12 protein-coding genes are annotated in these 15988 nt (G+C 39.3%); 11 read left to right on the top strand and 1 reads right to left on the bottom strand.

Translation table 11 applies throughout. The annotated features are described in order from the left end of the window. Positions 1–11: 11 nt before the first annotated feature. A complete protein-coding gene (gene ccmA, locus ACFIK8_RS00145; protein ID WP_375635432.1) occupies positions 12–623 on the bottom strand; it encodes a heme ABC exporter ATP-binding protein CcmA in 612 nt (203 codons plus the stop codon). Between the two features lie 297 nt (positions 624–920). Between ccmA and acnA the strand changes: the two genes are divergently transcribed. From acnA to gpsA, 11 genes are all read left to right on the top strand, one after another. After that, positions 921–3608 (top strand): aconitate hydratase AcnA, encoded by a 2688-nt coding sequence (gene acnA / locus ACFIK8_RS00140; protein WP_375635433.1) that lies wholly within the window; start codon positions 921–923, stop codon positions 3606–3608. A 237-nt stretch (positions 3609–3845) separates the two neighbouring features. After that, positions 3846–4112: a 30S ribosomal protein S20 gene (gene rpsT / locus ACFIK8_RS00135; RefSeq protein WP_375635434.1), complete on the top strand. Its 267-nt coding sequence runs from the start codon at positions 3846–3848 to the stop codon at positions 4110–4112. A 701-nt stretch (positions 4113–4813) separates the two neighbouring features. Beyond that, positions 4814–6385, top strand: coding sequence for a chromosomal replication initiator protein DnaA (dnaA, locus tag ACFIK8_RS00130; protein WP_375635435.1), 1572 nt, complete (start codon positions 4814–4816; stop codon positions 6383–6385). 186 nt (positions 6386–6571) lie between these two features. After that, a complete protein-coding gene (gene dnaN / locus ACFIK8_RS00125) occupies positions 6572–7693 on the top strand; it encodes a DNA polymerase III subunit beta (protein ID WP_375635436.1) in 1122 nt (373 codons plus the stop codon). Between the two features lie 20 nt (positions 7694–7713). Next, positions 7714–8847: a DNA replication/repair protein RecF gene (recF, locus tag ACFIK8_RS00120; protein WP_375635437.1), complete on the top strand. Its 1134-nt coding sequence runs from the start codon at positions 7714–7716 to the stop codon at positions 8845–8847. A 54-nt stretch (positions 8848–8901) separates the two neighbouring features. Beyond that, the gene (gene aroQ / locus ACFIK8_RS00115; RefSeq protein WP_375635438.1) at positions 8902–9354 is read left to right on the top strand and encodes a type II 3-dehydroquinate dehydratase; all 453 of its coding nucleotides are present in this window, start codon (positions 8902–8904) and stop codon (positions 9352–9354) included. Positions 9355–9487: 133 nt separating this feature from the next. Continuing rightward, positions 9488–10459: a ubiquinol oxidase subunit II gene (cyoA, locus tag ACFIK8_RS00110; RefSeq protein ID WP_273787465.1), complete on the top strand. Its 972-nt coding sequence runs from the start codon at positions 9488–9490 to the stop codon at positions 10457–10459. A gap of 75 nt (positions 10460–10534) precedes the next feature. Beyond that, positions 10535–12553 (top strand): cytochrome o ubiquinol oxidase subunit I, encoded by a 2019-nt coding sequence (cyoB, locus tag ACFIK8_RS00105; RefSeq protein WP_375619283.1) that lies wholly within the window; start codon positions 10535–10537, stop codon positions 12551–12553. Continuing rightward, positions 12550–13218, top strand: coding sequence for a cytochrome (ubi)quinol oxidase subunit III (locus tag ACFIK8_RS00100; RefSeq protein WP_375635439.1), 669 nt, complete (start codon positions 12550–12552; stop codon positions 13216–13218). The genes cyoB and ACFIK8_RS00100 overlap by 4 nt, the downstream gene beginning before the upstream one ends. Continuing rightward, entirely contained in the window at positions 13218–14066 is an 849-nt protein-coding gene (gene cyoD / locus ACFIK8_RS00095; protein ID WP_375661318.1) for a cytochrome o ubiquinol oxidase subunit IV, read from the top strand. The genes ACFIK8_RS00100 and cyoD overlap by 1 nt, the downstream gene beginning before the upstream one ends. 397 nt (positions 14067–14463) lie before the next feature. Then, entirely contained in the window at positions 14464–15471 is a 1008-nt protein-coding gene (gene gpsA / locus ACFIK8_RS00090) for an NAD(P)H-dependent glycerol-3-phosphate dehydrogenase (RefSeq protein WP_375635441.1), read from the top strand. Positions 15472–15988: the final 517 nt, after the last annotated feature.

Here is a 15988-nt window from a genome sequence, read left to right as displayed (position 1 = left end):
TTTATTCTCTCCTAGAGAGGTAAAAATTTTTCCAGAGCGATTTTATGGTTTTCTGGAATACCTAGGGAATTATGAGTTGCAGCGATAATCATACCACCTTGATTGAGATGACGCTGGAAAATACGAGCAAGGAGTTTTTGAGCATGGTTATCAAGTCCAGATATTGGTTCATCTAAAATCCAAAGAGGACGATAGGAGAGCAAAAGGCGAGCAATAGCTACGCGCCTTTGTTGTCCAGTTGACAGAGCTTTAAAGGGTAAATGTTCAAGGTTAGAAAGACCAATATCGGCAAGAACCTCATGCACAAAGCGTAAATGTTGACCGTAAAAATCTGCCCAAAATTGCAAATTGTCAATGACAGATAAGAGAGGTTTCATAGCATTTTGAGGACCAAGATAATGACACGCAGTTGCAACAGGGTATATTTGATTATGGTCTTTAAGTATTATATGACCTTCAGCAGCTTCAAGAAGACCGACAATGATTCGGAGTAATGTAGATTTTCCGATACCATTAGGACCGGTGATTGTCATCAGTTGCTGTGAAAATAAACAAAAAGAAAGACCTTTAAACAGAATTTCCTCGTTTCTGTAAGCGGCTAAATCTTTGCCTGATAACACCATGTGATTGCCTATTTTGTTTTTATTTTCATATTCTTTATTGCATTATAGAATAAAAAACACATTTTTTGTGCAATTGTACCTAGAATAGTTCTAGAAATAGTTCTATAAGAGATACCTTACATCAATATCTGGTGTAAAATGGTTTCTGGCGCTGATTTCCGCATTTGCCTACGAGAGGGTGGAGGGGGAAATGGATGGCGGAGGTGATTGCGTCTGCGCTCAAGCTGCGACCTTGACTCGTAGTTTGTGTTGTTCATTCCTGGAAATTGGGTGGTTATAGTATGAGGGTGGACAGTCATGACTCAAATTGATAGCTTTAATTGTCGCAGAGTATTAAATGTTGGTGGCAAAGAATATACTTATTATAGCTTGATCGAAGCGGAGAAGAATGGTCTTGAAGGTGTTTCTCGGTTACCGTTTTCGATGAAAGTTATTCTCGAAAATTTATTGCGATTTGAAGATGGTCGCACAGTTAAAAAAGAGGATATCCTCAATGTTGCTAAGTGGTTAAACGACAAAGGGAGCGCTGGGGCAGAAATTGCTTACCGTCCTGCACGTGTTCTTATGCAGGATTTTACAGGTGTTCCAGCAGTTGTTGATCTTTCTGCAATGCGTGATGCTATGGTTAAACTTGGCGGTAACGCTGAAAAAATCAATCCTCTCATTCCCGTTGATCTCATCATTGATCACTCAGTTATTGTTGATGCTTTTGGCAATTCCATGGCTTTTAAGGAAAACGTTGAGCATGAATATGAACGCAATGGTGAACGCTATCGTTTCCTTAAATGGGGGCAGCAAGCCTTTCAAAATTTTCGCGTTGTTCCTCCAGGAACAGGGATTTGTCATCAGGTTAACCTAGAATATTTAGCACAATGTGTATGGATGAAGAATGAAGAGGGCTGTGAGACGATTTATCCTGACACCTGTGTGGGAACTGATTCGCATACGACTATGGTTAATGGTTTAGGGGTTTTAGGTTGGGGTGTTGGTGGTATTGAAGCAGAAGCAGCAATGTTAGGCCAACCTGTTTCTATGTTGTTACCTGAAGTGATTGGTTTTCGTCTAACAGGTAAACTTAAAGAAGGTGTAACAGCCACCGATCTCGTATTGACTGTGACTCAAATGCTACGCCGGAAGGGTGTTGTCGGTAAATTTGTTGAGTTTTTTGGTCCTGGTTTGGAGCAGATGACGCTTGCTGATCGGGCAACGATTGGAAATATGGCACCTGAATATGGAGCAACGTGTGGTTTTTTCCCAATTGATAAGGAGACAGTGCGTTATCTCAATATGACAGGGCGTGATGAAAATCGGATTGCCTTAGTAGAAGCTTACACCAAAGCACAAGGGATGTGGCATGACGAAATGGTGGCTCATCCCATTTTTAGTGATACAATTGAATTGGATATGGGAACTGTTGTTCCTTCTATGGCTGGTCCTAAACGTCCTGAAGGACGTATTGCATTGGAAAACGTTGGGCAGGGTTTTGAGAAGGCATTGGTCGAAGACTATAAGAAGACTTCTGAACAAAATAAGCGTTATCGGGTCGAGGGTGAAGAATATACGCTTGGTCACGGTGATGTGGTGATCGCTGCGATTACGTCGTGTACGAATACATCGAATCCAAGTGTTCTTATTGCAGCGGGTCTTTTGGCAAGAAATGCAGTGGCAAAAGGTCTCAAGAGCAAACCATGGGTAAAAACTTCTCTTGCACCAGGTTCACAAGTCGTTGAAGCTTACCTGCAAAACTCGGGTCTGCAAAAAGATTTAGATGCATTAGGATTTAACTTAGTAGGATTTGGGTGCACAACATGTATTGGGAATTCTGGTCCTTTGCATCCAGCTATTTCCAAAACGATTAATGACAATGGTATAATTGCATCTGCAGTTCTTTCGGGAAATCGTAATTTTGAAGGGCGTGTTTCCCCTGATGTGCAAGCGAATTATTTAGCTTCACCACCGTTAGTTGTTGCACATGCGCTCATCGGGACGGTGTGTAAAGATTTAACCAAGGAACCTCTTGGTGAAGATTCAAATGGCCAACCCATTTATTTGAGAGATATTTGGCCAACCTCTCAAGAAATACAGGAATTCATCGAAAAAAATGTCACGCGTAAGGTTTTTGCTGAAAAGTATGCAGATGTTTTTAAGGGAGATGAAAATTGGCAAAAAGTTCAGATTCCTACGGGTTCTACCTATTCTTGGGATGAGCAATCCACTTATGTACGCAATCCACCTTATTTCGATGATATGCAGAAAATACCTGATATCTTACCAGATATTAAAGATGCACGGATTTTAGGTTTATTTGGTGATAAAATCACGACGGATCATATTTCTCCTGCTGGTTCTATTAAAGCAGCTTCTCCTGCCGGAAAATATTTAATGGATCATGGTGTTAAAGTGGCTGATTTTAATCAGTATGGAACGCGTCGTGGGAATCATGAAGTTATGGTGCGTGGGACCTTTGCCAATATTCGCATTCGTAATTTCATGTTGGGGGAAAATGGTCGAGAAGGAGGTTATACGGTTCATTATCCGTCAGCGGTAGAACAAGCCATTTACGATGCAGCAATGGCGTATAAACAAGAAGGTACTCCACTTGTTGTTTTTGCTGGTATTGAATATGGCAATGGATCATCGCGCGATTGGGCAGCCAAAGGTACCAATCTTCTTGGTATAAAAGCAGTGATTGTACAGTCTTTTGAAAGGATTCATCGCTCTAATCTTGTTGGTATGGGCATTGTTCCCTTTGTCTTTGAGGAGGGTGTAAGTTGGAAATCTTTAGGCTTAAAGGGAGATGAAAAGGTGACAATTGAAGGAATTCATAACTTGAAACCTCGTCAAAAGACAGTAGCGAAAATTACTTTTTCTGATGGTACGATAAAAACCGCTCCGTTATTATGCCGTATCGATACTGAAGATGAGCTAGATTATTTGCATCATGGGGGAATTTTGCAATATGTCTTGCGTAAGTTAGCTGTTTAAATTCTTTTGTTTGTTAAGGAATATCTATTATTAAGCTATAAAGTTGCGGATCAAAGAGTTTGGCTTCGTTTTTTTATGACTATCTTTGAAAATCTAATTGACGTTAGCTTTGGGATTGCGCTATAAGCCACACAGTTATAGGCAGCTTTATAGTTTTGCTTGGGTTGAATTTATTTATATTGGTAGAGTTGTTCTTTAGACTCATTTTACCAAGGTGTTGAAAGAGAGATTATATTTATGGCGAATACACCTTCTGCTCGAAAAGCGGTGCGCAAGGTTGCGGCACGCACACAGGTTAATAGGGCCCGTCGTTCGCGCGTTCGTACCTTTATACGTAAGTTTGATGATGCTTTAGCGGGTGGCGATAAGGCATCTGCAGAGATTGCATTTAAGAATTTTGAGCCTGAAATTATGCGTGCGGTTTCTAAAGGGGTTTTTCATAAAAATGCTGCTGCGAGGAAAGTATCGCGTTTAGCTAAACGTTTGAAGGTTCTCAGCGTTTAAGCTTTTTCTCCTTTATTGAGAATCAAGCCAGTATCCATGAGGATGCTGGCTTTTTGTTTATTATTTCAAAAAGTTTCTATCGAAAATAAGAATCGATAATGATTCTCCTCTTGAAAAAGGAGAGAAAGTTTATAGGGGGGAGTATGGTTATCCACAAGCTTTGTGGATTTTTACAGAGTCTTTTTTGTCAAGCATTTTATTTTTTTTTTTTAATCTGAAGAGATTTTTTAATTGTTGGTAAATTTAGAGAAAAAAAATGAATTGAATCAATATTTTTTTCATTCCTCATTGATACAAGCATTTTTTTCTGGTTTTTTGATTTTATTTTGACCTCTTGCATTTTACCTCTGCTGTTTTGTATGGTTCTTATGAAGACTAAAAAGCATGAAGGGGTCACACCAGCACATTGTTCTATATTTTGTTGAGTACAAGATGTTTTGACTTAGGCTTTTCGAAGCTTTTGTTCTGGAAAGGTTTTCTGACGATTTTTTAGTTTTCTGAATAGATATGTTTACCATTTTAGAAGAGTGGGTCATATCATGAGTGCAAGTAAATCTTATTGGTCATCTTTGTTAGTGGGGTTGTGATGAGGCTATCCTAGGGGAGGGTGAGTAATCTTATTTGGGGTAGGGCGTTTTGCCTTCGCTAGATTTATTTTAGCTGTTTGGCAGGACAAAATTTTATTTTTATCAGGATGGAAGATGGTGGATAAATTGAACTCTAAAGCTAGTTCCTTTAAAAGGGTTTCGGTGAATATCCTGTCAGCAGAGAACATAATAAAGAATAGGATGACGGAGAGTGATGAGGATGTTCGTAGAAATGCTTCTATAGGGCATTCTATTGTTTCAGAGGAGGAAAGTGCGGCGGCTTTTATACGTGTTATGGCGCAATTAAAGGTGCAGGTTGGTGTTGAGGCTTATACCAGTTGGTTTGGACGTGTGAAGCTTGCTGAATATAGCCATACTCTTGTAAAGCTTTCTGTTCCTACAGCTTTTTTACGTTCATGGATTAATAATCACTATGGTTCTCTTTTGACTCATTTATGGAAACAAGAGAATTCAGCAATTCTTCGTGTTGAAGTTATTGTTCGTGGTATGGAACGCGTTTCAAGAGACGTCGTTTGTAAAAGAAGTGTTCCTTCTGTTGTGCTAGAGGAGCAGGCGACTTCATCTTTTGTTGAAAGTTGTGCAGAGCATTCAGTTAAGAGTTCTCAAACGGGAGTTTTTGGATCTCCGCTTGATTCGCGCTATACTTTTGAAAGTTTTGTTGAGGGGGCTTCTAATCGTGTTGCTTTAGCAGCTGCGCGTTCAATTGCGGAGGGGCATAAAAGTGCTTTGCGTTTTAATCCTCTTTTTATTCACGCATCTGTTGGTTTAGGAAAAACACATTTGCTTCAGGCAATTGCTGCTTCTGCATTGAAGCGTTTAACGTCTGCGCGCGTTATTTATTTAACTGCTGAATATTTTATGTGGCGTTTTGCAACAGCTATTCGTGATAATGATGCTCTTTCTTTTAAAGAACAGCTTCGTGATATCGACCTTTTGATTATTGATGATATGCAGTTTTTGCAGGGTAAGTCGATACAACATGAGTTTTGCCATTTGCTTAATATGTTGCTTGATAGTGCAAAACAAGTTGTTGTCGCTGCAGATCGTCCGCCAGCAGAATTAGAATCGCTTGATCTTCGCGTTCGTTCTCGTCTTCAGGGAGGGGTAGCCCTTGAAATTGAAGCACCAGATTATGAAATGCGTTTGCAAATGTTGCGCCAGCGGTTGAAGGTGGCACAACAAGATGATGGCATGGTATCAATTTCTGATGATATCTTGGAATATATTGCGAAAACGGTTTTAGGGTCGGGGCGTGATATTGAAGGTGCATTTAATCAGCTCTTGTTTCGTCAATCTTTTGAGTCTGATTTATCTTTAGAGCGGATTGATGAGTTATTAGGTCACTTGACACGTCCTGGTGAACCTAAGCGCATTCGGATTGAAGAAATTCAGCGTACGGTAGCACGTCATTATAATGTTTCTAAACAGGACTTGTTATCTAATCGTCGAACACGTACGGTTGTGAAGCCACGGCAAGTTGCAATGTATTTAGCAAAAGTATTAACTCCTCGCTCGTTGCCAGAAATTGGGCGTCGTTTTGGTGGGCGTGATCATACAACAGTTTTACACGCTGTGCGTAAAATTGAAGATTTGGTTTGTGGTGATCAGACCTTGGCTAAGGAACTTGAATTGCTTAAGCGGTTGATTGGAGAACAGGCTGTATAGTGTTTATTGTTTCTTTCTTTGGAGAAACTTTAAAGAATTTAATGAAAAGATTTATTTTTTCTTATGCAGGAGTGGCTTGCCATTTTAAGAGAGGTTTAATAAAGTCTAGCAGGCGATTCTTTGAAGAGGATCTATTTTTAATGCTAAGGAATTCTTATAGTTTTTAGTAAATCATACGGGGCTTTTATGCGTATTACAGTTGATCGCAGTCAATTTCTCAAGTCTCTTGGTCGGGTTCACCGTGTGGTAGAGCGCCGTAATACTGTTCCTATTTTATCGAATGTGCTGATTGATGCAGAAAATGGTTCTGTGCAGTTAAAAGCAACAGACCTTGATTTAGAGGTTACGGAATCTTTTGCAGTTAATGTTAAACAAGCTGGAGCAACAACTGTTCCAGCACATTTGCTCTATGATATCATTCGAAAACTTCCTGATAGCAATGAAGTTGTATTATCCGTCGATGAGAATCAGGCAGCTACAATGTCCGTTGTTTCGGGTTGTGCACATTTTCAGCTTCAATGTCTTCCGAAGGCAGATTTTCCAGAGTCGCTTCCTGGGCAGTTTGGTTATCGTTTTTCTCTATCGGCATCAAGCTTAAAACATTTACTTGATTGTACGCAGTTTGCTATTTCTACTGAAGAAACCCGTTATTATCTTAATGGTATTTATTTACATGTTATTAATGACGGTGTTTTGAAATTGCGTTTGGTTGCAACTGATGGTCATCGTTTGGCACAAGTTGAGATGGAAGCTCCTTCAGGAGTTGAGGGAATGCCCGGTGTTATTGTCCCCCGTAAAGCTGTAGGAGAATTGCAAAAACTTCTTTCAGAAGAAAATGATAGCGATGTATGTATAGAGCTTTCAGAGACAAAGATTCGTTTTTCTGTAGGTTCTGTGATTTTTACATCAAAATTAATTGATGGAACATTTCCGGATTATCAACGTGTTATCCCTCTTGGAAATGATAAAGAATTAATAGTTAATAGGCAGGACTTTTCTTCTGCAGTTGATCGTGTTTCAACGATTTCAAGTGATCGGGGGCGTGCAGTTAAATTAACGATTGAGCACGGACAGTTAAGGCTTGTTGTTAATAGCCCAGATTCGGGCAGTGCAGAAGATCAATTATCAGTAACTTATGCATCTGAACCGCTTGAGATAGGATTTAATTCACGTTATCTTTTGGATATTGCTGGGCAGCTTTCAAGTGACGAGATGGTTTTTATGTTGGCTGAGGCTGGAGCACCAGCTCTGATTCGTGATAATGATGATGTGGATGTGCTCTATGTACTGATGCCTATTCGCGTTTAGGGGCAATTGTTTTGCAATGCATGGCCAGTCATGTGCACAAAGTGGCAGTGAGGCAGCTGAAGCTTTTACGTTATCGCAATTATCCTTTTTTCAATATTCATTTTTCTGGTCAGCATGTGGTTTTTACCGGCCATAACGGTGCTGGTAAGACGAATCTTTTGGAGGCGTTATCTTTTCTTTCTCCTGGTCGTGGTTTGCGGCGTGCTGCTTATTCTGACGTTAGCTTTGTAGATGGTGACGGTGGAGGATTTGTTGTATTTGCGCGTCTTGAATGCGCTCTTTATGGTGAAGTAAAGATTGGTACAGCTTTGGAGGTTAGCGATAACAGTCGAAAAGTCCATATTAATGGTGTAAATGAGTCGGGTGATTGCCTAACAGATTATTGTCATATTAGTGTCCTAACACCATCCATGGATGGTCTTTTTACAGGTCCTTCGCTTGAGCGCCGTAGTTTTTTGGATCGTATGGTTTTGGCGATTGATCCCTTGCATAGGCGCCGCATAGCCGATTATGATAGAGCTATGCGCGCACGTAATCGTTTGTTTTTAGATGGAAATGAAGATTATGCTTGGTTTGATGCTTTAGAAAAGCAGATGGCAGAACTGGCGACAGCTATTTCTGCGGCGCGTGTTGATGTTATTCGTCTTTTAAATGATATGTTTACACAAATGCCATCACAGATACCTTTTCCACGAGCTTTTTTGCAAATTGATGGTTTTTTGGAAACAGCTCTTAGTGAAATATCAGCAATTGAAGTTGAAGAGCAATTTTGTGATCGATTGCGGCATAATCGCGCAATGGACCGTGCTGCTGGGCGGACGTTAGAAGGACCACATCGCGCAGATTTGCAGGTTTTTTATGCTGATAAAAATATGGGAGCTGCATCGTGTTCAACAGGTGAACAAAAAGCGCTGCTGACAGGTTTAGTTTTGTGTCATGCACGTCTAACAGGTATGATGTCGGAAAAAGCTCCTATTCTTCTTCTTGATGAAATGGCTGCTCATCTTGATTCGCATCGACGTGCTGCTTTATTTGATATTCTTGATGATTTAGCTGTACAAACATTTATGACAGGAACAGATCGTCTTTTATTTGATGACTTAAAAGGACGCGCAGAATTCTTTGAGATTAAGGATGGGGCTTTATTGTCGTAAAAACATGCTAAATATTTTTTTAATAAGTGATAGGTCTAAAAGAAAAGGCATGCTATGTCTGAGGTGATAACGATTTTAAATGGTCCTAATTTAAATTTTCTAGGTCAACGTGAGCCAGAAATTTATGGAACTGAGACTCTGGAAGATATTGAAAAAAGATGCAGAGAATGGGCAAAAAAAAATGATATCGTAATAAATTTTTATCAAAGTAACTGTGAAGGGCAGTTGGTAGCATGGATACAAGAAGCAATAGAGGCAAGTTCTGGATTGATCATTAACCCAGCGGCTTACAGTCATACATCTGTTGCACTTCTTGATGCCCTAAAAATGTTTTCAGGGCCGAAAGTAGAAGTTCATTTATCTCATATTTACCAGCGTGAAGCTTTTCGTCACCACTCTTATACATCTGCAGGTGTAGACGCTATCATAACTGGGTGTGGAGGTGATGGATATTGGTTTGCACTTGAATATATTGCAAAACAATTAAGCAAAACAATTAAATTGTGATAGGTAAAGAATAAGCGTTTGATAAGAGTAATATAGGCATTGAATTCACTTGATAATTATTTTCAAATCTGTACAATATGAGGTATATATATTTTATGACAATTTTTGGTGCATATGACGGGGGTAAATAGAGATGAAAAGCTTTGTTCGACAATTAGAAATGCTTGTGATTTTAGGGGGAGCACTGCTTTTATCTGGTTGTAAAATTGATGTTATACAGCCATCAGGTTATGTTGCACGTCAACAGCTCATTTTGATAGTTGTTTGTGTGGTGGTGATGCTTTGTGTTGTCATCCCAGTTATGGTGAGTGTGGTGTTTTTAGCTATAAAATATCGCGCATCGAATATGAAAGCGGACTATTCTCCTGATTGGGCGCATTCAAATAAAATTGAAGCGTTGATGTGGGGTATTCCAATTGTAATTGTAATGGTTTTAGGTTCATTAACAGCTTATTATACTTATAAGCTGGAACCTACAAATCCTCTCCCAGTGGAAGTTGTAGGTGAAGGAAAGCCATTACAGATTGATGCCGTTTCTCTTGATTGGAAATGGCTTTTTATTTATCCTGAATATGGTGTTGCATCGATTAATGAGATTTATGCGCCTGAAGGACGTCAGGTTTTATTGCAATTGACGTCAGAGAATTCTGTCAATGCTTTTTGGGTCCCCAAACTGGGTACAGTTCTTTACGCTATGCCGCAGATGAATGCTAAGTTGCATTTGGTCGCTGAAGAGCAAGGAGTATTCAAAGGAACCTCAGCAAATTACAGTGGTGATGGTTTTTCGAGTATGCGGTTTAAGTGGCATTCTGTGTCTTTGCAGGACTTTGAGGATTGGATTGTAAAAGCTCGGGCTAATGGTCGAGTACTTGATCGTGCATCTTATCGTCAACTTTCTATTGCGCCTCGTATGGGTGATATTGCTGCGAAGAAAAAAGATGCTGAAGTTCGTTATTTTGCACCTGTTGAGAAGCGCCTTTACTATCGTGTTGTTAATCGATGTGTCGATGAAAATACGGTATGTAATGAGGATTTAATGAAACGTGCTGCTGCTCAGACTCTATGGGGTGCACTATGTTCAGTATTTGATCCTGATGTTATTTAAAGGGTCAGTAAAGAAAGAGCCCTTTTAACATAAGGTTTCTTTTAAACTTGAATTTCATTTGAAATGGGTTGAGAAATGTTTGGAAGACTTACAGATCCTACGGCAGGTGCTTTTCATGCACTTGCACATGAGCCGATCGTTTTATACACGTGTATTGCGATTGTTGTGGTTGGTTTAATTGCTGTTGTTGCTCTAACAGCACTTGGGTGGTGGGGGATTCTATGGCGAAATTGGATTACAACTGTTGACCATAAACGCATAGGCATTATGTACATAGTTCTTGGAATTATTATGCTTGTTCGCGGTTTTGCGGACGCACTCATGATGCGAACACATCAAGCTTTAGCTCTTGGGAGTGAAAGTGCAGGTTATTTGCCCCCTGACCATTTTGATCAAATTTTTTCGGCGCATGGCACTATCATGATTTTTTTCATGGCTACGCCTATTTTATTTGGCCTTTTTAATTATCTTATACCGCTTCAAATTGGTGCGCGTGATGTTGCTTTTCCCTTTGCAAATAATCTAGGTTTTTGGATTACGGCTGCAGGGGCAATATTGATTAACATATCCCTAGGTGTTGGGAATTTTGGTCGTGGTGGCTGGTTGATGTATCCACCTTTTACAGAATTGCAAACGAGTCCAGATACAGGGGTAGACTATTATTTATGGTCACTTCAACTTTCTGGTATAGCGACAACAATGGGGGCGGTCAATTTTGTTGCGACTTTGATTAAGATGCGTGCTCCTGGGATGACGATGATGAGAATGCCTGTTTTTTGTTGGAGCGCTTTTGTTAGCAATGTCCTTATTTTAGTTATTTACCCTGTCTTAACTGTAGCATTTGCACTCTTGGCATGCGATCGTTATTTGGGCATGAATTTCTTTTCCAATGTTGGTGGCGGAAATCCGATGGTATGGATTAACTATGTTTGGGTTTTTGGTCATCCTGAGGTTTATGTTTTGGTTGTTCCTGCTTTTGGAATTGTTTCTGAGGTTGTATCAACTTTTTCTTCAAAACGCCTCTTTGGTTATACTTCGATGATATGGGCCATGTTGGTTATTTTGATTCTTTCGCTTCTTGTTTGGGGACATCATTTCTTCACAATGGGTGGCGGTGAAGCTGTGAATACTTTCTTTGGTATTGCGACAATGATTATTGCCGTTCCAACAGGTGTAAAAGTCTTTAATTGGCTGCTAACTATGTATAAGGGGCGGATTCGCTTTGAGCCTCCAATGCTTTGGTGCATGGGAATGATCTTTACATTTGTTGGTGGTGGATTAACTGGTGTTTTGTTATCTATTGTGCCAGCTGATTGGCAGTTTCATAATTCGTTGTTTTTGGTAGCGCATTTCCATCATACAATTATTGGGGGTGTCGTTTTTGCGTACTTAGCGGGGATTGCATTTTGGTTTCCAAAAGTTTTTGGTTATAAACCAAATCGGGCATTGGGTATTGCATCTTTCTGGTGTTGGTTCATTGGTTTTTACCTTGCCTTTTTCCCAGTCTATGCACTTGGTTTAATGGGTGGGACACGTCGTCTCCAGCATTATATGGAACCTAGTTGGCAACCGATGTTTATGATTGCTGCATTGGGCGCTTTTATTATTTTGCTTGGTATCCTTTGTTTTGTGCTGCAAGTTGTTTTGGCGATTTGGTACGGTATCAAACATAAGGGACGTTTACCTGTAACATTAAATGATTCTTGGGGTGATGCACGGACTCTTGAATGGTCTATCTCTTCACCGCCTCCTTCTTACAATTTTGCAATAGTTCCGAAAATACAGTCTGATGACGCTTATTGGAATATGAAGAAAAGTGGTTATCAACGTCCTACCAGTGGATTTACAAAAATTCATATGCCGTCCAATACATCGGCTGGAATTATTGCGGGATTCTTCTCGTTAGTTGTTGGTTTTGCGCTTGTCTGGCATATTTGGTGGCTTGTTGCGGTCGGCTTGATTGGTTTTATTGCAACGCTTGTGTGTCATTCATTAACAGGTGACCATCATGGTTATTATATTCCGGCTGAAGAAGTACAAAAAACTGAAGATGCCTTTACAGCTGTTCTTAAAGAACAAGGAGTGACAGTATGAGTGCAGTAACAATAAATAATGTGAGTGCTGTGGATGAACATCACCACGATAATAGTTCGGTAATGACGTTTGGTTTTTGGGTCTATATTCTTTCAGATTTGATCCTGTTTTCGACACTTTTTTCAAGTTTTGCTGTTTTTTCTGCTTCTTATGGTGGTGGTAAGGCGGGCAATGAGTTTATTGATTTAAAATTTGTTTTGGTTGAGACTGCTTTCTTGTTGTTTTCATCCGTCACTTATGGTTTTACAATGGTACAAGCACATAAAAATAACATCAGTGGTGTGCGTTTATGGATGGCTATTACCTTTGTATTTGGCTGTTGCTTCATTGGTATGGAACTTTACGAATTTCATGAACTTTTGGGTGAGGTCTTTTATTACGATCCAAATGCTTATGCTGGTATTGATTCTGCAACAGGTTTACAGCTTTTTGGTCGGGAGATTCTCTCTGCTTATTGGTCAGCATTTTTTGCTTTGGTTGGCACCCATGGACTTCACGTAAGTGTTGGTCTTCTTTGGATGGTTGTGATGTTTTTTCATCTTCGTCGTAATGGCTTGGATCAGAACAATAAGACACGTTTAGCATGCCTTTCCATTTTTTGGCATTTACTTGATATTGTATGGGTTGGTGTTTTCACCATGGTTTATCTATTAGGAGCGTTGTGATGAGCATGCAAAATGAAACACATGGTCCCAGTACTGGTTCATATTTAGTCGGTTTTATTCTGGCTGTATTTTTCACTTTGGGTTCTTTTGTTCCTGTGATGTATGGAATGATGGAAAGTTGGGCAGTTAGTACAAAGGTTGCGTATCTTATTGGGATGGCGATTATTCAGATTATAGTACAAATTGTTTTCTTTTTGCACTTGAATTCTGGTCCAGATGCCAAGTGGAATTTAAGCGCGTTGTGGTTTGCTGCTATTTGCGTTTTTGTTATTATTGGGGGAACTTGGTGGGCTATTTCTCATTTGAATTATAATATGATGGGTGGCTCAGGACGTGTTATTGAACCGGAAATATCAAGTAGAGATGATTCTTCAGTATCTGAGCAGTTATCAAACAAAGATATATCCGTAAGAAAACAGCCAGAAAAGATACAGGGCTCAGAAATGCCCATGGGGCAGGGGTTAAGTACGCAAACTCCTGTAGATCAAGTTCCTAGTTCAGAAATGCCCATGGGGCAGGGGCTAAGTACGCAAACTCCTGTAGATCAAGTTCCTGGTTCAGAAATGCCCATGGAGCAGGGGCTAAGTACGCAAACTCCTGTAGATCAAGTTCCTGGTTCAGAAATGCCCATGGGGCAGGGGCTAAGTACGCAAACTCCTGTAGATCAAGTTCCTAGTTCAGAAATGCCCATGGGGCAGGGGCTAAGTACGCAAACTCCTGTAGATCAAGTTCCTAGTTCAGAAATGCCCATGGGGCAGGGGCTAAGTACGCAAACTCCTGTAGATCAAGTTCCTAGTTCAGAAATGCCTATGGAGCAGGGGTTAAGTACGCAGTCTCCTGTGGAGTAATTGTTAGAAATACCTGTGGAGCTGATGCGGCGTGTATCAGCTCTTACAAAAAATTCGTAGGATATTAAAGAGGGGTTAAGTGCAAGATATCAGTGGAATGAGTATCATGATTTTGAATGTACTTTTATTTTAAAAGAGAAAGTCCATGGAGTATTGAGTCAAGCTTTAATTTTTGAGACAAATAGCTATTTGTAGAATATACAAAAAGTGATGTCTATGCAATTTACTACAAAGAAAGAGAATGTGAGAAACAAGTTTTTATGCTGTGTGAGATAAGAGCTACGAAGCGGTAACGTTTTTATAATTTACAGAATTTATATTAAAGATAGCATTAAAGTTATTTGTGATAATAATATGCACTTGAAATCAAAAGTTTAGAGAATAATCAGAAAACTTAATGAAAACCGCTGCAATGACAATTATTGGTGCTGGTTCTTTTGGTACTGCATTAGCGATTGCTCTTGCCCGTAATGGTCATAATGTTTTACTTTGGGGATATAATCCTCAACATATCAAAGAATTACAGGAACAACGTTGTAATCAAGTATATTTACCCGATATTCAATTTCCTGAAAATTTATTACTTGAAGCTTCGCTTGAAACTGCAATAGCAGCAAGTCACAATATATTAATCGCTGTTCCAAGCCATGTATTTCATCAAGTTTTGTATAATATTCAGCCTTATTTAGATCAGCATTCACGCGTTATTTGGGCAACAAAAGGTTTAGAACATGGTACCGGACGTTTCTTACAAGAGGTTGCTCGTGAGATTTTAGGTGAAAAAATTCCTTTAGCAGTTTTTTCTGGACCAACTTTTGCTCAAGAACTAGCTATTGGTTGGCCTACTGCAATGACGATAGCAGCTTCTGATGTTGAGTTTGGTAAAGAATTACAGCAATTTTTTCATTGTGACAAAAGTTTTAGAGTTTATAAAAGTTCAGACATGATTGGTGTTCAATTAGGGGGAGCAGTCAAAAATGTTATTGCTATTGGTGCAGGAATATCAGACGGTATGGGGTTTGGGGCAAATGCACGAATAGCTCTCATCACACGAGGACTAGCTGAAATCAGTCGTTTAGGGGGGGCTATGGGTGCTGAGCTTTCCACATTTATGGGAATGACAGGCTTAGGTGATCTGGTTTTGACATGTACTGATAATCAGTCGCGTAATCGTCGTTTTGGAATACTTCTTGGTAAAGGAATAGATATAAAAGAAGCGGAAAAACAAATTGGTCAGGTTGTGGAAGGGTACTTAAATACCAAGGAAGTACATACGTTGGCGCAACGTATTGGGGTAGAAATGCCCATTGTAGAACAAATTTATCAAATTCTCTATTGTGGTAAAAACATAACTGAAGCGGCGCACACATTACTAAGCCGTACTCTCAAGGATGAAATACAATGATATCCTGTTTTTTAATAATTCCAATCGTAAAAAAATAGAAACATGCTATGAAGACATATAAAATAGATTGTATTGATGGTTGTATAAGACAGTCATATTCTAGCAAATTATAGATTCATATCATTCGATTATTTATGAAACATGGCTGAAATATAAAAGTTTTGGCTTTTGTCTAAGAGCTATCTCTTTGAAAATAAATTATCGTTTCCACTTACACATGTTTATGTAATGTAATGAACAAGATATTTTGATTTTCTCTTAAATTCATCTCACAATGATATTTGCAAACAGAATAATACAAGACTCATTAGGTGGAAGCATTTTTTTTATGTAACGTATAAGCTAAAAATATCATTGCTATTATCCAATTTTCAATATTATTTGCTGCGTGTAACAGCGTTTATATCTCGATAGAGGCAGGGATATTGTGTGTTTCTGTTTGTGTAATTCGTTAAAACAAGAAGACAATCTAATTTGGGAAGAAGATGAAATTTTAAAGATAAAAACCAGTTCCCAT

Source organism: Bartonella sp. MR168JLCBS (genome assembly GCF_042194175.1).
This window is presented reverse-complemented; position numbering and strand designations above follow the sequence as displayed.